Source organism: Micrococcus sp. 63XJN7_8_ISO-PGPR-S23-253, assembly GCF_056173425.1.
The window spans coordinates 863,371-885,398 of the sequence record NZ_CM149673.1 but is presented as its reverse complement, the minus strand read 5'-3'; the positions used below and the strand labels follow the sequence as shown (position 1 = coordinate 885,398).

General features: G+C 72.1%; 18 protein-coding genes and 1 tRNA gene. 9 read left to right on the top strand and 10 right to left on the bottom strand.

What is annotated here, in order from left to right:
• Window positions 1-121: 121 nt before the first annotated feature.
• Complete coding sequence (locus AC0VX4_RS04140; protein ID WP_475464626.1) at window positions 122-1,267, top strand: DUF4062 domain-containing protein; 1,146 nt, start codon at window positions 122-124, stop codon at window positions 1,265-1,267.
• 78 nt (window positions 1,268-1,345) lie between these two features.
• On the opposite strand, the gene AC0VX4_RS04135 is transcribed toward AC0VX4_RS04140, so the two are convergent.
• Window positions 1,346-2,710, bottom strand: a complete 1,365-nt coding sequence (locus tag AC0VX4_RS04135; RefSeq protein WP_475464625.1) for a hypothetical protein — start codon at window positions 2,708-2,710, stop codon at window positions 1,346-1,348.
• A gap of 55 nt (window positions 2,711-2,765) precedes the next feature.
• On the opposite strand from AC0VX4_RS04135, the gene AC0VX4_RS04130 reads away from it, so the two are divergent.
• Window positions 2,766-3,164: a tyrosine-type recombinase/integrase gene (locus AC0VX4_RS04130; protein WP_475464624.1), complete on the top strand. Its 399-nt coding sequence runs from the start codon at window positions 2,766-2,768 to the stop codon at window positions 3,162-3,164.
• Between the two features lie 322 nt (window positions 3,165-3,486).
• Here the strand turns inward: AC0VX4_RS04130 and AC0VX4_RS04125 are convergent.
• Window positions 3,487-3,563: transfer RNA gene (locus AC0VX4_RS04125), tRNA-Pro, on the bottom strand.
• A gap of 202 nt (window positions 3,564-3,765) precedes the next feature.
• Here AC0VX4_RS04125 and AC0VX4_RS04120 point away from each other — a divergent pair.
• Window positions 3,766-4,776: an IS481 family transposase gene (locus AC0VX4_RS04120; RefSeq protein ID WP_475464573.1), complete on the top strand. Its 1,011-nt coding sequence runs from the start codon at window positions 3,766-3,768 to the stop codon at window positions 4,774-4,776.
• Window positions 4,777-5,067: 291 nt separating this feature from the next.
• On the opposite strand, the gene AC0VX4_RS04115 is transcribed toward AC0VX4_RS04120, so the two are convergent.
• The 7 genes from AC0VX4_RS04115 to AC0VX4_RS04085 all read right to left on the bottom strand — a co-directional run bounded on the left by AC0VX4_RS04115 (window position 5,068) and on the right by AC0VX4_RS04085 (window position 12,773).
• Window positions 5,068-5,547, bottom strand: coding sequence for a hypothetical protein (locus tag AC0VX4_RS04115; RefSeq protein ID WP_475464623.1), 480 nt, complete (start codon window positions 5,545-5,547; stop codon window positions 5,068-5,070).
• Window positions 5,548-5,651: 104 nt separating this feature from the next.
• Window positions 5,652-7,190 carry a ribosome biogenesis GTPase Der gene (gene der / locus AC0VX4_RS04110; protein ID WP_095347576.1) on the bottom strand — a complete coding sequence of 513 codons (1,539 nt, stop codon included), beginning with the start codon at window positions 7,188-7,190 and terminating at the stop codon, window positions 5,652-5,654.
• Window positions 7,187-7,918, bottom strand: a complete 732-nt coding sequence (cmk, locus tag AC0VX4_RS04105) for a (d)CMP kinase (protein ID WP_002857424.1) — start codon at window positions 7,916-7,918, stop codon at window positions 7,187-7,189. Before cmk ends, der begins: the two co-directional genes overlap by 4 nt.
• Window position 7,919: 1 nt before the next feature.
• The gene (locus tag AC0VX4_RS04100; protein WP_020628100.1) at window positions 7,920-9,080 is read right to left on the bottom strand and encodes a prephenate dehydrogenase; all 1,161 of its coding nucleotides are present in this window, start codon (window positions 9,078-9,080) and stop codon (window positions 7,920-7,922) included.
• The gene (locus AC0VX4_RS04095; protein WP_002857422.1) at window positions 9,077-10,033 is read right to left on the bottom strand and encodes a pseudouridine synthase; all 957 of its coding nucleotides are present in this window, start codon (window positions 10,031-10,033) and stop codon (window positions 9,077-9,079) included. Before AC0VX4_RS04095 ends, AC0VX4_RS04100 begins: the two co-directional genes overlap by 4 nt.
• A 222-nt stretch (window positions 10,034-10,255) precedes the next feature.
• Complete coding sequence (locus tag AC0VX4_RS04090; RefSeq protein WP_036315755.1) at window positions 10,256-11,116, bottom strand: ParA family protein; 861 nt, start codon at window positions 11,114-11,116, stop codon at window positions 10,256-10,258.
• A gap of 241 nt (window positions 11,117-11,357) precedes the next feature.
• Window positions 11,358-12,773, bottom strand: a complete 1,416-nt coding sequence (locus AC0VX4_RS04085) for a cation:dicarboxylate symporter family transporter (RefSeq protein ID WP_145031514.1) — start codon at window positions 12,771-12,773, stop codon at window positions 11,358-11,360.
• A 187-nt stretch (window positions 12,774-12,960) separates the two neighbouring features.
• On the opposite strand from AC0VX4_RS04085, the gene AC0VX4_RS04080 reads away from it, so the two are divergent.
• Window positions 12,961-14,583 (top strand): sensor histidine kinase, encoded by a 1,623-nt coding sequence (locus AC0VX4_RS04080; RefSeq protein WP_145031512.1) that lies wholly within the window; start codon window positions 12,961-12,963, stop codon window positions 14,581-14,583.
• Window positions 14,580-15,296, top strand: a complete 717-nt coding sequence (locus AC0VX4_RS04075; RefSeq protein ID WP_065573199.1) for a response regulator — start codon at window positions 14,580-14,582, stop codon at window positions 15,294-15,296. Before AC0VX4_RS04080 ends, AC0VX4_RS04075 begins: the two co-directional genes overlap by 4 nt.
• A gap of 7 nt (window positions 15,297-15,303) precedes the next feature.
• Here the strand turns inward: AC0VX4_RS04075 and AC0VX4_RS04070 are convergent, their stop codons facing one another.
• Window positions 15,304-17,259, bottom strand: a complete 1,956-nt coding sequence (locus AC0VX4_RS04070; RefSeq protein WP_475464622.1) for an AMP-binding protein — start codon at window positions 17,257-17,259, stop codon at window positions 15,304-15,306.
• A gap of 216 nt (window positions 17,260-17,475) precedes the next feature.
• On the opposite strand from AC0VX4_RS04070, the gene AC0VX4_RS04065 reads away from it, so the two are divergent.
• The 4 genes from AC0VX4_RS04065 to AC0VX4_RS04050 are packed head-to-tail and all read left to right on the top strand — an operon-like array spanning window position 17,476 to window position 21,828.
• Window positions 17,476-18,165 carry a GntR family transcriptional regulator gene (locus AC0VX4_RS04065; RefSeq protein WP_144823905.1) on the top strand — a complete coding sequence of 230 codons (690 nt, stop codon included), beginning with the start codon at window positions 17,476-17,478 and terminating at the stop codon, window positions 18,163-18,165.
• Complete coding sequence (locus AC0VX4_RS04060) at window positions 18,162-19,688, top strand: MmgE/PrpD family protein (protein WP_002857411.1); 1,527 nt, start codon at window positions 18,162-18,164, stop codon at window positions 19,686-19,688. The genes AC0VX4_RS04065 and AC0VX4_RS04060 overlap by 4 nt, the downstream gene beginning before the upstream one ends.
• Window positions 19,688-20,626, top strand: a complete 939-nt coding sequence (gene prpB / locus AC0VX4_RS04055; RefSeq protein ID WP_144823904.1) for a methylisocitrate lyase — start codon at window positions 19,688-19,690, stop codon at window positions 20,624-20,626. The genes AC0VX4_RS04060 and prpB overlap by 1 nt, the downstream gene beginning before the upstream one ends.
• 56 nt (window positions 20,627-20,682) lie before the next feature.
• Window positions 20,683-21,828: a bifunctional 2-methylcitrate synthase/citrate synthase gene (locus AC0VX4_RS04050; RefSeq protein ID WP_002857407.1), complete on the top strand. Its 1,146-nt coding sequence runs from the start codon at window positions 20,683-20,685 to the stop codon at window positions 21,826-21,828.
• Window positions 21,829-22,028: the final 200 nt, after the last annotated feature.

Below are 22,028 nucleotides of genomic sequence, written 5' to 3'. Positions count from 1 at the left end.
CTACTTTACGACGCCGCGCAGACACCGGGAAGAGTCGAAGGTGACCTGGCGCCCGCCCTCGCTGGGAGTGCGGCTCGCGTGTGCGCTTCGCGTCTGGGCGTGTCCGTGGTGGACTTGAGGCATGGATGATGCGTCATTGCTGATCGACCAGCGCTCGGCCTCCCTGGCTGCCACCGGCGAGGATGTGCGGGCGTGGGCGAGCGGGCGGCGAGTGTTCGTGTCCAGCCTGATCACCGACATGCCCGACGAACGGGCCGCGGTGCGGGCAGCGATCGAGTCGGTCGGGGCGACGGCGGTGATGTTCGAGGATCTCGGAGCGCAGGACATCTCGGCCGAGCAGGCCTACCTCTCCGGGGTTCGCAGCTCCGAGGTCTACGTGGGCATGTGGGGTTCGCGTTACGGCGTGCGAATGCCCGACGGGTACTCGGCCACGCATGCGGAGTTCTTGGAGGCCGAGCGTAACGGTCTGCGGCTGTGCCTGTTCGTGCACGGCGAAACCGGCGGGGAGATGGACGGTGCGCAGCGCGATTTGATCCAGGGTGCCCGCAACCTGTACACGACGAGCCCGTGGAGTGCCCCGGAAGACCTCGGTCGGCGGGTGCGGCGTCGTCTGGAGGAGTTGGCGGCCGAGGAGCTGGCCCCGTGGGTGCGGGTGGGCCGGACGCTGTTTCGTGCGCGCGAGATCACCAACGACGGCAAGACGATCTCGCTCACCGCGGCAGTGCGCAGCGACGCAGTCCATGCCGAGCTGGTGCGGCTGCGGGACAACCGGGCCGGCGGTGTCCCGTTCGCCTCCCCTCACACGGCGCTGCCGGTGCAGATCGTGGAGCTGTCGACCAGGACCGTCTCGACGATCGGTCATGAGGAGCGGCTGACGTTGGTCACCCAGGAGCAGCGGGGCTCGAACATGCGCGCATCCATCAACGGAGTTTCGGCCGACGAGGTCGGGCAGCAGGCATTGTCCGACGGACTGTTCGGCGCCTCGCTGCTGGGTCAGCAGATGGGGTGGATGGCGCGGCCGATCGATCCACTGGCACCGCTGCGGGGACTGGGCCTGGACGACAGCGTCCTACGGCCGGTGGCGCGACTGCTGTTCGCCGAGAAGCTGATCACTGACCAGGCCGCGTCCAGGATCGACTCGTTCGCGCTCGGCCCCTCCCATCAGGGCGCGCGACGGCTACGGGCCACCTGGACCCCGCCGCAGGTCTATGTGAACGAACCCGACCCAGCCCCCGTCTCGATCGACGGCGCCGTGACGGGCCTGTGATCGAGACGGTCGCTCAGAGGCTGGACCTGCGTGGTGCGGGTCTTGTGGATCGGCCAAGCCTGCTTCAGGTTCATGTGATTACAGACTGAGCGGGTCCCGCTCCTGCGTGCGACGCGTCGTGGGCTCCTCCGCGCTGTTGATGATTCGGCTGGCCTGGTCGAGGGCGGTCTTCGCGCGGGCGGCATCGATCTTCTGCGCGGTCGATGCGGGCAGGGCACCCAGGGGTGTGTCGTCGGTGATGCCGTATCGGTCGCGGTAGGCTGCGACCGTCCTGGCCTGCTGGCGCCATGCCCGCCGCTGTGCCGCCGTCCGCGGCGGTGTCCCAAGGGGTATGGTCCAGGCGGCGCCCTGGTCGAGAGCGGTGTCGAGTACGGCATCGGCTCGCTGCTCGATCAGCTCACGCTGCTCATCGAGGGCGTGGCGCATGTTGTCGCCCATCTCGCCCTGGGCAGGCGGGATGAGCCCCGCGATCAGGCTGGGGCTCTTGCGGGTGCGCCCGGACCCGACCGGGCGGGCGGTGGCGCGGGCGAGCCGGTGGTGCAGGACCGAGGCGAGGTCGTCAGCGTCTGCGAGGTCGCGCGCGGCGACCAGGCGCGGGAACAACCGGTCCAGGTCGTGGAGGTTGGCCTCCGCCCTGCGCAACTCGGCGGTGAGCGCACCGAAGGTCTCCGACTCCACGACTGCTTCGGCCTTCTCCGACGTGAGGCCGGCGGCGCGGACAAGAGTGGCCCACCGGTCGGGGTGCGGCTGACCACCGATGTCGAACGCCGCGTCGACGGGTTCCGCGCACGCGTGCGGTGGACCGACCCGTTGACCAAGAAGCGCGTCGGACGGGTCAGCCACGTACGCACCGCTGAGGAGGTCGAGGAGTTCTTCGACCAGATGCGCAAGGCCACCGAGACCGGCACCAACACCGCCGTCACCCTCGCCGCCTACGCTGCCTCGATCGGCGACCGGTGGAAGCGTGGCCTGGACCCGACCTCCACGGCCGAGAACTACGACATCGGTCTGCGGCTGCGGGTGCTGCCCGCACTCGGGCACATCCAGGTCGTCAAGATCACCGCCGGGATGATCGACCGCACCAACGACCAGTGGGAGACCGAGCACTCGGCCTCCACGATCAAGAACTCCATCGCCCCGCTCGTGCGTGTCCTGGACGAGGCGGTCCGCGACGACATCATCACCGCCAACACCGCCAAGCACCGTGCCCGCCGCAACCTCGGAAAACACGTCACTCAGACCGCCGGCGCGCTGCGCGCCCACGCGATCCCCGACCTCGCCACCCTGCGGACGCTCGCCGACGCCTGCGGGCAGGTGCACCAGTCCTACTCCGACCACGTCATGCTCTCCGCGCTCCTGGCGGCCCGAGGCTCCGAGGTCGCCGACCTGCGCGTCGGGGACGTCGACTGGCGCAACCGGGTCGTGAAGATCGAACGCCAGCACTATCCCGACAAGGGTGGCCGGGTCATCAAGCAGACCAAGGGACGCCGCGCGCTTCGTGCCGATCCTCGACGCTCTCGAACCCATCCTCGAACGCCTCACCACCGGCCAGAAGCCCGACGATCCGCTCCTGCGTGGCCCACGCGGCGGGGTGCTGACGACAGCGACGGTGCGGGATGCGACGAACTGGGACAAGATCGTCGCGAACCTCGGCCTGCCCGATCTCGCCCGTCACGGGCTCCGCCACACGGGTGCAACGTGGATGGCCGACGCCGGCGTCCCACTGCACGTGCTCCAAGAGATTCTCGGGCACGCCTCGATGGAGACCACCCGCGGGTATTTCCACCCCGACGACCGACATCTTGCGTCCGCTGCGGAGCAGGCGAATGCGTTCCTCTCACCGTCGGGGCGGAGGCGCCAGAACGGCCGCACAGGGTCGTCGACGCGACGGCTGTGAGAGGCGGAAACGATCCTCGGAACGATTCTGGTCCCCTTTCGGTCCCCTTATTCACAGGCCAGCCCATTTCGACCCGATCCCCGGCGCCCAAGCGCCAGCTCGAGATCGGCCAGGGGGACCAGAGAAGGACCAACAAAAAACCCGCCAGCAGAAACGATGAAGCCCTGATGAAACTTGCGTCTCATCAGGGCTTTTCTGTCGGGCTGACAGGATTTGAATCTGCGACCCCCTGACCTCCGGCCAGACGCGCTACCAAGCTGCGCCACGGCCCGGGTACGACGAAGCCGGAGCCCCGCACTGCAGGACTCCGGCTTCGTCGATGTGGTCGGGCTAGCGGGATTTGAACCCACGACCTCTTGACCCCCAGTCAAGCGCGCTACCAAGCTGCGCCATAGCCCGTGGCGAATCGCGGTCATTCGCGCTTCAGCACCCGACGAGCATACCCCACCCGCACCGCCGGACGCGAATCGGGAGCGGGCCTGCTAGGTGTTGTGGGTCATGAGGTTCTTGACACGAGGCACGGGCTGAGATGAGACGAGCGGGCTCCGCCCCGCAGGATGGGAATTGCGACATCCACTCATCCGCGGAAGGAAGCCCGCTCGTGACTCACGCTAACGCACCTCTGACCCCCACCGGCCGGCTGCGCATGGTCCACCGCCACCTGAACGACGGGATCCCGCAGTCCCACGTGGCCGCGGAGTTCCGCGTCAGTCGGCCCACGGTGGCCACCTGGGTCGCCCGCTACCGTGCCGAAGGCGAGGCAGGACTGCAAGACCGGTCGAGCCGGCCCCATCGCTCACCTGCCCGGCTCGACCCCGCGATCGTGGCCGAGCTGGAGGCCCTGCGCCGGGCCGAGAAGTGGTCCGCCCGGCGCATCCATCACCATCTGGTCGGCGAGGGCCACCAGGTGTGTCTTCGCACCGTGGGGCGGTGGCTGCACCGGGCCGGGATCTCCCGCCTACGGGACCTGACCCCAGCCGGAGAAGACCTCCGCCGGCAGCCGGCCCGGAGGATCACCGCGAGGGGGCCAGGGCACATGGTGCACCTGGACGTGAAGAAGATCGGACGCATCCCTGAAGGGGGAGGCTGGCGCGCCCACGGAAGAGACAGTGAGGCAGGGCGTGCTTCCAAGCGGGGGTCTGGCCAGCGGGTCGGCTACACCTACCTGCACTCGGCGATCGACGGGTTCACCCGCCTGGCGTACACGGAGGCGCTGGAGGATGAGCGGGCGGTGACCACGATCGGGTTCTACTGCCGGGCCCGCGCGTTCTTCGCCGCTCACGGCATCACCGCGGACCGGGTGGTCACGGACAACGGGAACAACTACCGGGCCGTGGACTTCACCGCGAAGGTGGTCTCTCTCGGGGGCCGGCATCACCGGATCCGGCCCTACACCCCGCGCCATAACGGGAAGGTGGAGAGGTACAACCGGCTGATGGTCGATGAGGTCATCTACGCCCGCCCCTACACCTCAGAGCGGGCTCGGCGTGAGGCCCTTCAGGTGTGGGTGAATCACTACAACTACCATCGGCCTCATACCTCCTGCGGAGATGCTCCACCGGCCTCGTTGGCCCCGGTGCGTGTCAACAACGTCATGCCCTCCTACAACTAGGTCGTCGTCGTCAGGGGCAAACCGCGCGACACCCCCGAAACGTGAACAAGGGGCCCACGTCCTCTTCACAGACGTGAACCCCTCATCCCTTGACCGAGGGCCACCCGACCGAGAGTCCCCCAGCGACCGCGGCCCCGGCGTACCGGTGGGCCTGGCGGTCTGCACGAACCCTCTCATGACTGAGGGTGCAGTCGCGCACGTGAGAAGTGTAACACCTTGAGCCGCTCCGATCCGCCGTTCCGGGCGCGTCGCAGGGGCGTGTCGGGGGCCGCACGGAGCCCCGTCGCAGGATCAGTACGTGAAGGTCCGGTCTCCCACGCGGAATTCGACGTCTTCCAGGTCCGGGATGGCGTCGCGCGCCCGGTCCGCCGCCTCCCGCATCGTGTCCTCGAGAACCTGGGGATCGGCCTCGAGCAGGGACTGGCCGTACTCGATGACCACCTTCCCGTCCTCCCGGAGGGCCTCGATGTCGACGATGTCCGAACCGGAGGGCAGGGATCGCGTCAGGTCCTCGACGACCTCGGCGGCGCGCTGGTCCGCCTCCTCGAGGGCGCCCTCGGCCTCCTGGCGCAGCTGCCCCAGGTCCACGCGGTCCGAGGCGTCCGCCTCCAGCTCGCTGATCCGGTCCTCGGCCTGGGCGAGCCGGTCCTCCGCGCTCTGCAGCGCGGCCCGGGTCTCGCCGTCGTCGACCGCGCAGCCGGATGCGGCCAGCGCGAGCGCGGCCAGGGTGGCAAGAGACAGGGCGGCGGGGCGACGTCGGATGAGGCTCATGCCCTCAGGCTACGAGACGAAGGTGGACGAACGGTGGGAGCGTGCCGGGACGACGACGTCCCCCGGCGCGGGAGGCCGAGGGACGTCGTCGGGGCGGGGCCGGATCAGCGGCGGCGACCGCGCTTCTCGCGCACGCGCATCCCGATCTCGAGGGGCGTGCCCTCGAACCCGAAGGTCTCGCGCAGGCGGCGCACGATGAACCGGCGGTACCCGGGGTCCAGGAACCCGGTGGTGAACAGCACGAACTTGGGCGGCCGGCTCGAGACCTGGGTCGCGAACAGGATGCGGGGCTGCTTGCCGCCACGCAGCGGGTGCGGGTGGGCCGCCACGAGCTCGCCGAGGAACGCGTTGAGCTTGCCCGTGGGGATACGGGTGTCCCACGAGTCCAGGGCGAGGTCCAGCGCGGGGACGAGACGGTCCTTGTGCCAGCCGGTCTTCGCGGAGATGTTCACGCGCGGCGCCCAGGCGACGTGCGCCAGGTCCCGCTCGATCTCCTTGGCCAGCTGGAGCCGGCGGTCCTCATCCACCTGGTCCCACTTGTTGAACGCGATCACGAGCGCACGCCCGGAGTCCAGCACCATCTGGAGGATGCGCACGTCCTGCTCCGAGATCACCTGCGGCGCCTCGAGCAGCACCACGGCCACCTCGGCGCGGTCCAGGGCGGAGGCCGTGCGCAGCGACGCGTAGTAGTCGGCGCCGTGGGCCATGTGCTGCCGTCGACGGATGCCGGCGGTGTCCACGAAGCGCCACAGGCGTCCGCCGAGCTCCACGAGCTCGTCCACGGGGTCGCGCGTGGTGCCGGCCAGGTCGTCCACCACCACGCGGTCCGAGCCGGCCAGCTTGTTCAGCAGCGAGGACTTGCCCACGTTCGGCCGGCCCACGAGGGCGATCCGGCGCGGGCCGCCGCGCGGCACGAGACCGCCGTGGGCGGACTCCTCCGGCAGCGCCTCGAGGGCGGCGTCCAACAGGTCCGCGACGCCGCGGCCGTGCACCGCGGACACCGGGTACGGGTAGCCGAAGCCGAGCGACCACAGGGTGGCGGCGTCGGCCTCCTGGACCATGTCGTCCACCTTGTTGGCGGCCACGATCACCGGGCGGTCCTTGCGGCGCAGCATCGAGACCACGGCCTCGTCCGTGGCCGTCATGCCGACGGTGGCGTCCACCACGAACACGACGGCGTCCGCCACGTCCACGGCCAGCTCGGCCTGCTCGGCCACGCGGCGGTGGATGCCCTTAGCGTCGTGCTCCCAGCCGCCGGTGTCCACCACGGTGAACTCGCGGCCGTTCCACTCGGCGTCGTAGGAGACGCGGTCGCGCGTCACGCCGGGCACGTCCTCCACGACGGCCTCACGGCGGCCGATGATGCGGTTGACGAGCGTGGACTTGCCGACGTTCGGCCGGCCCACGATGGCCAGCACGGGCGGCACGGGCGCGTCGACGTCCTCGTCGGGCCCGAGCTGCCACGCGTCGAGGAGGGCGGCGTCGTCCTCCTCGAGCTCGTAGTCGGCCAGGCCGGCGCGCAACGATGCGGCACGCGCCTCGGCCTCCTCCTCGGTCATGGCGGCGAGCCGCTCGGCCACCTGGTCGTCGCCGGCGGGGACGAACTCGTCCTCACCGGAGCGGTGCTGGGGGTTCTCGGTCATCGTCGGCCTCCCTTCACGGCCGGGATGCCGGCCTGGTCCTCGACGGCGGCCAGGACGGCCGCCACGGTCTGCTCGAAGTCGAGCTCGGTGGAGTCCACGAGCGCCACCCCGTCGGCGGGGCGGTCGAACGTGGACACGGTGGCGTCGCGGGCGTCGCGCCCGGCCACCTGGCGGTGCAGCGTGCCGGCGTCGACGCCGGTCTCCCCCGCCGCGGCCAGCTGGCCCGAGCGGCGGGCGGTGCGCACGGCCTCGGAGGCTGTGAGCAGCACGCGCGCGTGGGCATCCGGGGCCACCACCGTGGTGATGTCACGGCCCTCGGCGACCATCCGGCCCGCAGCGGCGATCGCCGCCCGCTGGCGACGGTGCAGCTCCTCACGCACCGGGATGACCACGGCGACGGTGGAGACCGTGTCCGTGACCTCGGGGCCGCGGATCGCCTCGGTGACGTCCGTGCCGCCGACCCGCACGGCCTCGACGTCCGGGTCGGTGGACTGGTCCAGGTCCATGGCGACGGCGGCCGCCGCCACCGCCTCCGCATCGGCCAGGTCGACGCCCTCGTGCAGGCAGTGCCACGCCACGGCGCGGTACATGGCGCCGGTGTCCAGGTACGCGGCGCCGAGACGCCGGGCCACGGCCTTGGACACGGACGACTTGCCCGAGCCCGAGGGGCCGTCCACCGCCACCACGAGCGGCGCGGGTGCGACGTCGTCGCGGGTGTGCTCGGTCATCTCAGACCACCTTCCATCCGGCGGCGGTCAGCGCCGCCACGAGTTCGTCCCTGCGGCCGGGCAGCACGGAGATCTCCACCATGCCGACCCGGTGGCCCGAGGCGTGCTCGAGCCGCAGGTCCTCCACGTTCACGTCCGTGCGGCCGACCTCGTCGAGGAGGGCCGCGATCTGCCCGGGGGCGTCGTCCACGATCACCGTGACCACCGCGAACGCCTGCGGCGGCGCCCCGTGCTTGCCGGGCACCCGTGCCCGACCGGCGTTGCCCTCGGCGATCAGCTGCGCCATGTCCAGCCGCGCCCCGGGGGCGGAGGGGTCCTCCAGGGTGCGGATCAGCCGGTCCAGGTCCGCCCGCAGCCCGTGCAGCGCCGGCACGATCCGCCCGGCGTTGCCGGAGAGGATCTGCACCCACAGCTGCGGGTCCGACGCTGCGATCCGGGTGGTGTCCCGCAGCCCGTTGCCGGCCAGGGCGAGCGCCTGGTCCGGGGTGTCCTGCAGGCGGGAGGCCACGAGCGAGGCGGCGATCTGCGGCAGGTGCGAGATCAGCGCGACCGATTCGTCGTGGGCGCGGGCCGCCATCCGGTACGGGGTGGCCTGCAGCGTCCGCGCGAGCGCCCGACCGGCCGCGAGGGCGCCCGGGTGCGTCGTGTCCGTCGGGCACAGCACCCACGGCGCCTGCGTGAACAGGGTGCCGCGGGCCGCCACGGGACCGGACCGCTCGGAGCCGGCCATCGGGTGCGTCCCGAGGTACCGGTCGGCGTCCTGCGGGGCCAGGCGGCCGTCGTCGACGGCAGCGCGCACGCCCGCGGCGACCGCCTCCTTCACCGAGGCGATGTCCACCACCACGGCCGCGGGCCAGCGGCGCAGCGAGTCGACCACGACGTCGGCGGTCACGTCCGGCGGCGCGGCCACGACGACGAGTCCCGGGGCGACGTCGAGGTCGTCGCCCTCGGCGTCCAGGCGGGCGGGGCGTCCGGCGCGGATGTCCGCGGCCACGGCCAGGGCGGCGGGCGAGGGGTCGTGCAGGCGCACGTCCACACCGGCCGCGCTCAGCCCGATGCCGATCGAGGCGCCCAGCAGACCGGTCCCCCGGACGAGCACGGGCTGCGGGATCCCGGCCGGGCCGTCACCGAGCTTGGCGGCGGACTCGGCGGGCGCGCTCACAGGCCGACCAGGGCCTTGAGGTGGCCCAGCTCCTGCGCGTTGAGTGCGCGGACGGTGCCCTGCTTCTGGTCGCCCAGCAGGATGGGGCCCACCTTGACGCGGACGAGCCGCTCGACCGGGTGGCCGATCTCCTGGAACATGCGACGCACGATGCGGTTCTTGCCCGAGTGCAGCACGACCTCGACGAGCACGTGGCCCGGCGTCGAGTCGACGAGCTTGAACGAGTCGACCTGCGCCACGCCGTCCTCCAGTTCCACGCCCTCGCGCAGCCGGTTCGAGACGCCCTTGGCCAGCGGGCCGCGGGTCTGCACCACGTAGGTCTTGGGGACCTCGTAGCTGGGGTGGGTGAGGCGGTTGGCCAGCTCGCCGTCGTTGGTGAGGATGAGCAGGCCCTCGGTCTCGTTGTCCAGACGGCCCACGTGGAACAGGTGCTCCTGCCCGGGCTTGAGGTAGGTGGCGATCGAGGGCCGGCCCTCCGGGTCCACCATCGTGGAGATCACGCCGCGGGGCTTGTTGAAGACGAAGTACTGCTTGGTCACGTCCGTCTGCACGGAGATGCCGTCCACCCGGATCACGGCCGTGGCCGGGTCCACGCGCACGCCGGGCTCGGTGACGACGACGCCGTCCACCTCCACGCGGCCCTCGGCGATGAGGTCCTCGCTCACGCGCCGGGACGCCACACCCGCCGCGGCCAGCACCTTCTGCAGGCGCTCGCCCGACTCGTCGTGGATGCGGTCGAGGTGGGCGGCCTTGGCCCGGGCGGCGCCGGCGCCGCGGCCGCGGCGACCGCGGGTGCGCGGCACGGCGTCCTCGTCGAAGGGGGCCTCCTCGCGGGGGCCGGCGGCGCCTCGGCGGGCACCGATCTGTCGCTGGTAGTCGCGCTCCTGGAACGGGCCGCCCCGTCGACCGACGGCGGGGGTGCGTCCGGAGCCTCGCGGCTTGCGGGAGTTCATGCGGAGGGCGTCCTTTCGGGTGCGCGTCAACGGCGCCGGTCGGGCCGGCGGCGGACGGGTCAGGGGGTGAGGGACGGCCCGGAGACGGACACGCCCGGCTCCATTCTCGCAGATCGGCGGCGTCGCGTCTCCCGACCACCGCTCCCCCGGCCGCGAGCGCGCAGAGAACCGGCCCGGTCCCGCGACGGGACCGGGCCGGCGTCGTCGGCACTCAGCGGACGGTCACGGCGCGCCGCCGCGGCAGATCAGCTCGCGGGCGAGCTGCCGGTAGGCCTTGGCGCCGTCGTGGTTCTCGGCGAACAGGGTGATGGGCGTGGCTGCCACCGTGGCGTCGGCGAACTTGATGGACCGCTTGATGACGGTCTCGAACACGCGGTCCCCGAAGCCGGCCACCAGCGAGCCCACGACCTCCTTGGAGTGCAGGGTCCGCTGGTCGAACATCGTGGCCAGCACGCCGTCGATCTCCAGGTCCGGGTTGAGCCGGTCCTGCACCTTCTCGATCGTCTCGACGAGCAGGGCGACCGCGCGCAGCGCGAAGAACTCGGCGGTCAGCGGGATGATCACGCCGTGCGAGGCGGTCAGCGCGTTGACGGTCAGCAGGCCCAGCGAGGGCTGGCAGTCGATGAGGACCACGTCGTAGTCGTCGCGGACCTGGCGCAGCGCGCGCTCGAGGACCTGCTCGCGGGCCACCTCGTTGACGAGCTGCACCTCGGCCGCGGACAGGTCGATGTTGGCCGGCAGCAGGTCCATGTTCTCGAAGTCCGTGGACAGGATCGCGTCCTTCGCGGTCACCGAGCGCTCCATGAGCACGTTGTACACCGTGGTGTCGAGCTCGTGCGGGTTCGCGCCCAGGCCGGCCGAGAGGGCGCCCTGCGGGTCGAAGTCCACCATGAGCACCCTGCGGCCGTAGCCCGCGAGCGCGGCGCCCAGGTTGATGGTGGAGGTCGTCTTCCCGACGCCGCCCTTCTGGTTCACCATCGAGATGATCCGCGCCGGGCCGTGCGAGGTCAGGGGCGCGGGCTCGGGGAAGTCGTGCTTGGGCCGGCCGGTGGGCCCGAGCACGGGCTCGCCGTGGATGGTCATCACGGGGATCGGTTCTCTCGAGGTCACGGCGGCGCCGGCTCCTTCCACGGTGGTCTGCACGCCCGGCCGCGGGCCGCGGCGCGCCGCGGCCGCCGTCGTCGGCGTGTCCGGATCTTCCCCCACCCTAGTGCCTGGCGTTCCCGGGACGACGGCGACGCCGGGGATGGGCCGGTGTCCAGGCTCCTCCCCGGCGTCGCCGGTGGTCGACGATGCGGCGTGCCGCGCGGGCCCGCCGTCTCCGTCAGCGGGCGGGGTTCCGGTCGCCGTCGGCCGCCATGGTGAAGTTCAGGCTGGAGTCGGGGTGACCCTCGTAGGCCTGCTCGGCGACCGTCGGGGACTGCTGCGGGTCATGCGTGGCGCCGTCGTGGCCGACCACGGTCGCCTCGTCGAACTTCAGCTCGCCGCTCAGGACGCGCCGGGCGCGCTCGCCGTCGAGTTCGCCCACCCAGCGGCCGACGAGGAGCGTGGCCACGGCGTTGCCGGTGAAGTTGGTCAGGGCGCGGGCCTCGGACATGAACTTGTCGATGCCCACGATCACGCCCATGCCTCCGAGCAGCTCGGGTCGGTGCGCCTGCAGGCCGGCGGCGAGCGTGGCCATGCCCGCGCCGGTGACGCCGGCCGCGCCCTTCGAGGCGATGATCATGAAGACCAGCAGGCCGATCTGCTCGCCGAGGTTCATCTCCGCGCCCATCGCGTTGGAGACGAAGAGCGCGGCCATGGTCAGGTAGATGGCGGTGCCGTCCAGGTTGAAGGAGTAGCCGGTGGGCACGGTCACGCCCACGACGGACTTGTCCACGCCGGCGTGCTCCATCTTGGCGATCAGACGGGGCAGGGCGGTCTCGGAGGAGCTGGTGGCGAAGATGAGCAGGTACTCCCGGCCCAGGTACTTCATGAGGGACAGGATGCTCAGGCCGGTCACGACCTTCAGGATGGTGCCGAGCACCACCACGATGAAGGCGATGCAGGTCAGGTAGAAGGCGCCCATGAGCAGCGCCATGGCGCCGATCGCGGACCAGCCCGTGGAGCCGACGACGGCGGCGATCGCACCGAAGGCGCCGATCGGGGCGACCCACATCACCATCATGAGGATGCGGAACACGACGCCCTGGATCAGCGTGAGACCACGCAGCAGCGGGGCGCCGGCCGGGCCCATCTGCTGCAGGGCGAAGCCCACGAGCAGGGCGATGAACAGGGTGGGCAGCACCGGCAGGGAGCCGGGGATGATGTCCAGCAGGAACTGGACGGTGCCGTCCACCGCGGCCTGGGGCTTGTTCGGGTCGTAGGGCGTCAGCTTGAGGCCCTCACCGGGATGGATGAGGTTGCCGACGACGAGGCCGACGGCCAGCGCGAACGTGGACATCGCCATGAAGTAGACCAGGGCGATGCCACCCACGCGGCCGACGGTCGCGGCCTTGGCGATCGAGCCGACGCCGAGGGCGATCGTGCAGAAGATGACCGGGCCGATCATCATCTTGATGAGGGAGACGAAGCCGTCGCCCAGGGGCTTGAGGGACTTGCCGAACTCGGGGAAGAGCAGGCCGACGGCGGCGCCCAGCACCACCGAGGCGATCACGGCGATGTACAGCCAGTGGGTGCGGTCCTTCTTCGTCGCCGGGGCCGGCGGGGCCGAGGTCTCGGCCGGTGGGGTGTGCGCCATCGGGCGTTCCGTTCTGTGCGGTGGTGGCGCGCCGCAGAACGGTCCGCAGCGGCGCGGGAGGGTTGTGTCCACTCTCGCGGGCCGGGGTGGTGTCGGTCACGATTGCGGTCATAGTGGTCACGGCGGCCCTCGGGCTGCAGGATCGTGGGGGTGGACCGGCGCGTCGCCGGCCCGAGGGAGGAGAGGCATGCGCCACCCGTGGTCGATCGCCCGGCGGATCGCCGTGGTCCACGTGGCGCTCGTGGCGGCCATCGCCCTGTTCAGCGTGTGGAGCGCCTACCTCCAGGCCCGCGAGGTGGCCCTGCGCGTCGAGGAGCGCCACGTCCAGGGCGTCACCACCCTGGTGGCGCGCGACCCCGCGCTCGTCTCGGCCCTGCGGGTCGGCGACGCCCCCGCCCTGCAGGCCGGGATCGACGGCTGGATCGCCGAGGCGCAGGTCTCGTGGCTGACCGTGATGGATCCGGACGGGATGCGGTTGGCGAGCTGGCGCCCCGAGCAGGTCGGCGTCCGCTACCCGAGGCCGGTGGACGCCGTCGTCGCCGGGGACGCCGTCGTGGAGCTCTCGAGCACCGGTGCCGCGGGCCGTTCGGTGCGCGCGCTCGCGCCGGTCGTGGACCCGGAGGACGGCACCGTCCTGGGCGTGGTCACGATGGGCGTGCAGATCTCCGACGTCACCATCATGGCCGAAGCGCAGATCCCCGGCATCCTGCTGGGCTCGGCCGCCGTGGCCGCCGTCGGCCTGCTCGTCGCCTGGCTCGTGGGCCGGTATCTGAACCGCGTGACGCTCGGGCGCGGCCCCGAGCAGATCGCCGAGCAGTTCCTGCTGGCGGAGACGGCCATGGCCTCGCTCGAGGCCGGCGTCGTCGTCCTCGCCCCGGACGGCCGGGTCCGCCTGCACAACGACGCGGCCGCGCGCCTGCTCGGCTGGGAGGGCGCGGGCGAGCCTCGGCCGCCCACCGAGCTCTCCGCAGCCCTGCCGGGCGCGGTCAGCGGCGAGGTGAGCCTCGCCGTCGGCGGGCGGGTCCTCGTGGTGCAGCAGCGGGTCGTGAGGGCGCCCGGCCGTTCCGACCCCGGCGGGTCGGTCCCGCCGACGGCCCTCGCCGCGGCCGCCCGCGAGGGCGTGACCACCGCCCCTTCAGGATCGCGCGTGCTCGTCCTGCACGACCGCACCGACCTGCAGCGGCTCGGCGACGAGCTCACCGTGGCCCACACCCTGACCACGGCGCTGCGCGCGCAGACGCATGAGCAGGCCAACCAGCTGCACACCGCCCTCGCCCTCGTCGAGTCGGGCCGGCTGGAAGCGGCCCGCGCCGTGCTGTCCCGCCGCGCCGCGGACGAGGAGGCCTCCGACGACGTCCTCGCCGCCCTGCTCGACGCGAAGGCCGCCCAGGCGCGCGAGCGGGGCGTGGCGCTGACGTGGTCGGCCGAGCTGACCGCGCCCGCCCCGCTGCGCCCGCTCGACCTGCTGACCGTGCTGGGCAACCTGGTGGACAACGCCCTCGACGCCGCCGCCGCACCGGCCCTGTCCGCGGCAGACCGGTGGGTCGACGTCGAGGTGGTCTCGGACGCCGCGGGCCTGCTCGTGCAGGTGGCCGACGGCGGCCCCGGGCCCTCCGAGGCGTACCGCGGCCGACTCTTCGACCGGGGCTGGTCGACGAAGCCCGTCGGCGCCGCCGGACGCGGCATGGGGCTGTGGCTGACGCGGCGGATCGCGGAGGAGGCCGGCGGGGTCGCGGACGTCGCGACCGACTCGGGCACCGTGTTCACCGTCGAGGTGCCCCGCGACCCCCGACTCCAGGAGGAGACATGACCGCCCGCCCGTACCGGGTGCTCGTCGTCGAGGACGAGCAGCTGACGGCCGAGACCTACGTGGCGCACCTGGACCGGCTGCCGGGCTTCGAGGTGGCCGCGGTGGCCGGTTCCCTGCTGGCCGCGCGGCAGGTCGCCGCGGCGGGCCTGCACGCGGACGGGCGCTTCCCGTTCGACGTCGTGCTGCTGGACATGAACCTGCCCGACGGGCACGGGCTGGACTTCCTGCACCAACTGCGCGCGGCCGGCTTCCACGGCGGGGTGCTGGCGCTCACCGCGGCCACCGACCTGCCGGTGGTGCGCCGCGCCGTCGCGTACGGCGTGACGCAGTACCTCGTGAAGCCGTTCGGGTTCGACGAGTTCGCGGACCGGCTGGGCGGGTTCCGTGCCGCCTCGGCCATGCTGGCCGGCGACGGCGCCCTCGACGGCCAGGAGCAGGTGGACGCCGTCTTCCGCGTCTCCCGCGAGCGGCGCGCCGAGGCCCTGCCCAAGGGGCTGACCGAGGGCACCCTGCGCGAGGTGATGGACCTGCTGGGGGCAGACCCGGAGACCGCCCTGAGCGCGGCCGAGGTGGGCGAGCGCCTGGGCATCTCCCGCGTGACGGCCCGGCGCTACCTCGAACACCTCGAGCGGATCCGGCGGGTGCGGCGTTCGGCCCGGCACGGCGGCCGCGGCCGGCCCGAACAGGAGTACCGCTGGGCCGGCCGCACGTGAGCGGGGCTCAGCGGGCCGGGCGCAGCACCCCGGCCAGGGCCTCGAGCACGGCGGGGTCCTCGATGGTCGAGGGCACCGCGTACTCCTCGCCGTCGGCCATCTGCCGCATGGTCTTGCGCAGGATCTTGCCCGAGCGGGTCTTGGGCAGCGCGTCCACCACGACGACGTCGCGGAAGTCCGCCACCGGGCCCACCTCGCGGCGCACCGCCTGACGCAGCTCGTCCAGGAGCGTGGCCTCGGCCTCGGAGCCGAGCTCGGGCGTCTCGACACCGGACTTGAGGACCACGTAGCCCGAGGGCCGCTGACCCTTGAGCGGGTCCGCGACGCCGATCACGGCGCACTCGGCCACCGCCGGGTGGGAGGCCAGGGCGGCCTCGAGGACGCCCGTGGACAGCCGGTGCCCGGAGACGTTGATGACGTCGTCGGTGCGGCCGAGCACGAACACGTAGCCGTCCTCGTCCACGACGCCGGAGTCACCGGTCGCGTAATGGCCGGGGAACGCGCTGAGGTAGGAGTCGATGTAGCGCTGGTCGTCGCGCCACAGGGTGGGCAGGGTGCCCGGGGGCAGTGGCAGCCGCAGGGCGATGTTGCCCTCGGTCCCGGCCGGCACGGGCTCGCCCAGGCCGTCCAGGACCACGAGATCGGCGCCCGGCGAGGGCACCGAGGACGACCCGATCTTCACCGGCAGCTGCTCCAGGCCCACCGGGTTCGCCGCGATGGCCCAGCCGGTCTCGGTCTGCCACCAGTGGTCGATCACCGGCATGCCCAGCAGGCCCTCGATCCACCGCTGCGTCTCCGGGTCCAGGCGCTCGCCCGCGGCGAAGAAGTGCCGCAGGGAGGACAGGTCGTGGGCCTGGAGCAGCTCGCCCTCGGGGTCGGCGCGGCGGATCGCGCGCAGCGCCGTGGGGGCCGTGAAGAAGGAGCGCACGCCGTGGTCCTCGATGAGCCGCCAGAACGCGCCGGCGTCGGGGGTGCCCACGGGCTTGCCCTCGTACATGACCGTGGTGGCCCCGGCCAGCAGCGGGCCGTAGACGATGTAGGAGTGCCCCACGACCCAGCCCACGTCCGAGGCCGTGCACATCACCTGCCCCGGGCCGACGTCGTAGATGTGCTCCATGGTCCAGCGCAGGGCGACGGCGTGGCCCCCGTTGTCCCGGACGACGCCCTTCGGCTTGCCCGTGGTGCCCGAGGTGTACAGCACGTACAGCGGGTCGGTGGCCCGCACCGAGACGCAGTCGGCCGGCTCTGCGGCCGCGACGGCCTCGCCCCAGTCCTCCCAGCTCGCGCCCCCGCGCCCGTCGGCGTCCGCGAGCGCGGTCTCGAAGCCCTCGCGGTGGTGGACCAGCACCGTGCGCACGGGGTGCGCGGCGGTCTCGAGCGCCTCGGCCACGGCGGGCAGGTATTCGACCCGGCGCTTGGGCTCGATGCCGCCGGAGCAGGTGAGCACGACGTCGGGGGCGGCGTCGTCGATGCGGGAGGCGAGCTCGCGCGGGGCGAAGCCGCCGAAGACCACGGAGTGCACCGCGCCGAGCCGCGCGCACGCCAGCATCGCGATGTGGGCCTGCGGGATCATCGGCAGGTACACGAGGACGCGGTCGCCCCTGCCGACGCCGCGCGCGGCCAGGGCGCCGGCCAGGCGGGCCACCGCGTCCGTGAGCTCGGCGTACGTGTAGCGGGTGACCTCGCCGGTCATCGCGGAGTCATGGATCAGCGCGACGGCGTCCCCGCGGCCCGCCTCGACGTGCCGGTCCAGGCAGTTGAAGGCGGTGTTCAGCTCGCCGTCCGGGAACCAGCGGTACAGGGGCGCGGCGGAGTCGTCGAGGGCGCGCGTGGGCGCGACGGTCCAGTCGATGGCGCGCGCCGCGTCGAGCCAGAACCCCTCGGGGTCGCGGAGGGAGCGGGCGTGGGCGTCGGCGTACGCGCCGGAGGGGCGGTCTTCGGTGGGGGCATCGTGGGTCGCCATGCGCCCAGGGTAGTGCTGTGGATCACACGGGGCAAGAGATCTGTATACATTTCTCGCGCTGCGCGTGGGGCATGGCGGCGCACGGGCGTCCCCCGCCAGGGGCGCGGCACCCGGCCCCCTCACGCCGGACGACACTCCCCTCCGACGGCGTCGTCCGACGCGCGCACCGGACACGCCCCCTGCCCTCGGCGGGACTGTTGTGTATACACTGGACGCATGCGAGCGAGTGAGCGGGCGTACCAGGCCCTGAGGGCGGAGATCCTCGACTGGTCCCTCCCTCCGGGCGCGGGCCTGGGCGAGGTGGAGCAGGCCGAACGCCTCGGCATCTCGCGCACCCCTCTGCGCGAGGCGCTCTCCCGCCTGGTGGCCGACGGCCTGGCCGAGCAGGCACCGGGCCGGGGCATCATCGTCGCCGACCTGTCCCTCGAGCAGGCGGACCAGCTGTTCGACCTGCGCATCGCCCTCGAGTCCCTCCTGGCGCGCCGGGCCGCGCAGCGGGCCACCCCGGAGGCGGCCGAGCGGTTCTCGGTCCTCGCGGGCCGTTTCCAGGAAGCCGAGACGGCCCTGCGCGGCGGGACCGACCCCGCGGACTACTACGCGATGACGGCCGAGCTGGACAGCCGGCTGGACGAGGCCGCCGCGAACCCCTACCTCGTCTCCACCCTGCGCACCCTGCGCCTGCACCTGGCGCGCCTGCGCCGACTGGCCGCCGACGACCCGGCCCGCCTCGCGGCCTCCGCCGCGGAGCACGCGGACATCGCCGACGCCGTCGGCTCGGGCGCCGCGGACCTCGCGGAGGCGACCACGCGGGTCCACCTTCACCACGCCTTCCACCATCTGACCCGGCGCGGCCGCGCCGAGGAGACCCCGACCCTGCTGACCCCCACCGAAGGAGACCGACCATGAAGAACCATCACGTACGCGTCCACCGCTCCGAGGAGAACCTCGAGCGCAAGGACCAGCTGGCCTGGAAGCTGGCCGAGGTGGCCGTCGACGACGTCGAGGTGCTGCCCGAGGTCGAGGAGATGATCATCAACCGGATCATCGACAACGCCTCCGTGGCCGTCGCCTCGCTCCGGCGCGGCCCGATCGTCGCCGCCCGCGCCCAGGCCCTCTCCCACCCGGTCTCCACCGGCGGTGCGGGCGCCTCCGTGTTCGGTGTGGAGCAGAAGGTCTCCCCCGAGTGGGCCGCGTGGGCCAACGGCGTGGCCGTCCGCGAGCTGGACTACCACGACACGTTCCTGGCCGCCGAGTACTCCCACCCGGGCGACAACATCCCGCCGATCCTCGCCGTCGCCCAGCACGCCGGCCGCTCCGGCAAGGACCTGATCCGCGGCATCGCCACCGGCTACGAGATCCAGGTGGACCTCGTGAAGTCCATCAACCTGTACGGCCACAAGATCGACCACGTGGCCCACATCGGCCCCTCCGCCTCCGCCGGCATCGGCACCCTGCTCGGCCTGGACACCGAGACCATCTTCCAGGCCATCGGCCAGGGCCTGCACACCACCACCGCCACCCGCCAGTCCCGCAAGGGCGAGATCTCCACGTGGAAGGCCCACGCCCCGGCGTTCGCAGGCAAGATGGCCGTCGAGGCCGTGGACCGCGCCATGCGCGGCCAGACCTCGCCCGTCCCGATCTACGAAGGCGAGGACGGCGTGATCGCCTGGCTGCTGGACGGCCCGGACGCCTCCTACGAGGTGCCGCTGCCCGAGCAGGGCGAGCCCAAGCGCGGCATCCTGGACACCTACACCAAGGAGCACTCGGCCGAGTACCAGGCCCAGGCCTGGATCGACCTGGCCCGCAAGCTCCACAAGGAGCACCCGGAAGCCACCGACCCGGCGAACGTCGAGTCGGTGCTGATCAAGACCTCGCACCACACCCACTACGTGATCGGCTCGGGCGCCAACGACCCGCAGAAGTACGATCCGACGGCCTCACGCGAGACCCTCGACCACTCGATCCCCTACATCTTCACCGTGGCCCTGCAGGACGGCTCCTGGCACCACGTGGACTCCTACGCCCCCGAGCGCGCCCAGCGCGAGGACACCGTGGCCCTCTGGCACAGGGTGACCACCGTGGAGGACCCGGAGTGGACCCGCCGCTACCACTCGCTGGACCTCGCGGAGAAGGCGTTCGGCGGAGCGGTGGAGATCACCCTCAAGGACGGCACCGTCATCACCGACGAGATCGCCGTGGCCGACGCCCACCCGCTCGGCGCCCGGCCGTTCGCCCGCGAGCAGTACATCCAGAAGTTCCGCACCCTGGCCGAGGGCATCGTCTCGAAGGAGGAGCAGGACCGCTTCCTGGCCGCCGCCGAGCGCGTGGCCGAGCTGCAGCCCGGCGAGCTGGACCAGCTGAACATCCTGGCGGACCCGGCGTTCCTGTCCGAGGCCGACCTCGTCGCCGCCCCGAAGGGCCTGTTCTGATGCTGTACTCGACGAAGACGGCCGAACAGAAGCGGATCGACCTGCGGCAGACCCTGAAGCAGGGCGGCGCCCAGCAGTTCCCGGGCGCGTTCACACCGCTGTCAGCGAAGCTGATCCAGGAGAAGGGCTTCCCCGGTGTGTACATCTCCGGCGGCGTGCTCGCGAACGAGCTGGGCCTGCCCGACGTCGGGCTGACCACGCTCACCGAGGTGGCCGTGCGCGGCGGGCAGATCGCCCGCCTCACGGACCTGCCGTGCCTCATCGACGCGGACACGGGCTTCGGCGAGCCGATGAACGTGGCCCGCACGGTGCAGGAGTTCGAGAACGCCGGCCTGGCCGGCTGCCACATCGAGGACCAGTTCAACCCCAAGCGGTGTGGCCACCTCGACGGCAAGAACATGGTGGACCTCGACACCGCGGTCAAGCGCATCGCCGCCGCCGTCGACGCCCGCCGGGACCCGAACTTCCTCATCATGGCGCGCACCGACCTGCGCGCCGTGGAGGGCCTGGACGCCGCGATCGCCCGCATGAAGGCGCTCGTGGAGGCCGGGGCGGACGCGATCTTCCCGGAGGCCCTGAAGGACATCGGCGAGTTCGAGACCGTGTGTCGCGAGCTGGAGCCCCTCGGGGTCCCGGTCCTGGCGAACATGACCGAGTTCGGCAAGTCCGAGCTGTTCACCCGCCGGCAGCTGGCCGACGCCGGCGTCGCGATGGTGATCTACCCGGTCACCCTGCTGCGCTCCGCGATGGGCGCCGCCGAGCGCGTGCTCGACGCCATCAAGGAGGAGGGCACCCAGCAGTCGCAGGTGGAGCAGATGCTCACTCGCGCCCGCCTCTACGAGCTGGTGGACTACGAGGGCTACAACGCCTTCGACACGGGCATCTTCAACTTCGACGTGCCCACGCTCGACATCGGCGCCAACCACGCCGACCTCTGACCCGTCACCGGGCCCGCTCGTGCGCGGGCGGGCCCCACTCCCCGAGGAGGGACACCATGACCGAGACCGAGATCAAGAAGGGCCTGGCCGGCGTCGTCGTGGACACCACGGCGATCTCCAAGGTCAACCCGGAGACGAACTCCCTGCTGTATCGCGGCTATCCCGTGCAGGACCTGGCCGCGCAGCTGCCGTTCGAGGCCGTCGCGCTGCTGCTCTGGACGGGCGAGCTGCCCACGGACGAGGAGCTGGCCGCGTTCGAGCGCTTCGAGCGCGCCCACCGTGCCCTCGACCCGAAGGTGAAGCAGGCCATCGACCTGCTGCCCACCGACTGCCACCCCATGGACGTCGGCCGCACCGCCGTGTCCGTGCTCGGCGCGAACCACCCGAAGGCGGAGGACTCCTCCCCCGAGGCCGAGCTGGAGAAGGCCCAGGCGCTGTTCGCGGCGTTCCCGGCCGTCGTCGCCTACGACCAGCGCCGTCGCCGCGGCCAGGACGTGGTGGAGCCGCGCGAGAACCTGGACTACTCGCAGAACTTCCTCTGGATGACGTTCGGCGAGGAGGCCGCCCCGGAGGTCGTGGACGCGTTCCGCGTCTCGATGGTGCTGTACGCCGAGCACTCGTTCAACGCCTCGACCTTCACCGCGCGCGTGATCACCTCGACGCTCTCCGACCTGCACTCGGCCGTGACCGGTGCGATCGGCGCGCTCAAGGGCCCCCTGCACGGCGGCGCCAACGAGGCCGTGATGCACACCTTCGACGAGATCGGCATCCGGAAGGAGGAGTCCCGTGAGGACGCCGCCGCCCGAGCGAAGGCGTGGATGGAGGACGCCCTGGCCCAGAAGAAGAAGGTCATGGGCTTCGGCCACCGCGTCTACAAGAACGGCGACTCCCGCGTGCCCACCATGAAGGCCGCGCTGGACCGGATGATCGAGCACTACGGCCGCGAGGAGTTGCTCGGCCTGTACGACGGTCTGCAGCAGGCCATGGACGAGGCCAAGCAGATCAAGCCGAACCTCGACTACCCCGCCGGCCCGACGTATCACCTCATGGGCTTCGACACCGAGCTGTTCACGCCGATCTTCATCGCCTCGCGCATCACCGGCTGGACCGCCCACATCATGGAGCAGCGCGCCGCGAACGCGCTGATCCGCCCGCTCTCGGCCTACGACGGCCCGGAGCAGCGGGAGCTGCCGGCGGGCTGAGCCTCGTGAGCGGCGGTCGGGGCGACTTGTCGGAGGTGTAGACGCAGATCACCTCCGGCAAGTCGCCCCATTCGCTCGCGGTGCGGTGCCCGCACCCCGCGCGCACGACGACGGCGGGTCGCCCCGGGTGGGGCGGCCCGCCGTCGTCGTGTCGTCATCCGTGCGATGCCCTCGCAGAGTGGTCACGACACGCCGCGTGC

Coding starts and splice junctions, on each gene's coding strand:
- AC0VX4_RS04140 (WP_475464626.1), top strand. CDS start 122: ATGGATGATGCGTCATTGCTGATCGACCAGCGCTCGGCCTCCCTGGCT.
- AC0VX4_RS04115 (WP_475464623.1), bottom strand. CDS start 5,547: ATGAGCCTCATCCGACGTCGCCCCGCCGCCCTGTCTCTTGCCACCCTG.
- der (WP_095347576.1), bottom strand. CDS start 7,190: ATGACCGAGAACCCCCAGCACCGCTCCGGTGAGGACGAGTTCGTCCCC.
- cmk (WP_002857424.1), bottom strand. CDS start 7,918: ATGACCGAGCACACCCGCGACGACGTCGCACCCGCGCCGCTCGTGGTG.
- AC0VX4_RS04095 (WP_002857422.1), bottom strand. CDS start 10,033: ATGAACTCCCGCAAGCCGCGAGGCTCCGGACGCACCCCCGCCGTCGGT.
- AC0VX4_RS04090 (WP_036315755.1), bottom strand. CDS start 11,116: ATGACCATCCACGGCGAGCCCGTGCTCGGGCCCACCGGCCGGCCCAAG.
- AC0VX4_RS04085 (WP_145031514.1), bottom strand. CDS start 12,773: ATGGCGCACACCCCACCGGCCGAGACCTCGGCCCCGCCGGCCCCGGCG.
- AC0VX4_RS04080 (WP_145031512.1), top strand. CDS start 12,961: ATGCGCCACCCGTGGTCGATCGCCCGGCGGATCGCCGTGGTCCACGTG.
- AC0VX4_RS04075 (WP_065573199.1), top strand. CDS start 14,580: ATGACCGCCCGCCCGTACCGGGTGCTCGTCGTCGAGGACGAGCAGCTG.
- AC0VX4_RS04070 (WP_475464622.1), bottom strand. CDS start 17,259: ATGGCGACCCACGATGCCCCCACCGAAGACCGCCCCTCCGGCGCGTAC.
- AC0VX4_RS04065 (WP_144823905.1), top strand. CDS start 17,476: ATGCGAGCGAGTGAGCGGGCGTACCAGGCCCTGAGGGCGGAGATCCTC.
- AC0VX4_RS04060 (WP_002857411.1), top strand. CDS start 18,162: ATGAAGAACCATCACGTACGCGTCCACCGCTCCGAGGAGAACCTCGAG.
- prpB (WP_144823904.1), top strand. CDS start 19,688: ATGCTGTACTCGACGAAGACGGCCGAACAGAAGCGGATCGACCTGCGG.
- AC0VX4_RS04050 (WP_002857407.1), top strand. CDS start 20,683: ATGACCGAGACCGAGATCAAGAAGGGCCTGGCCGGCGTCGTCGTGGAC.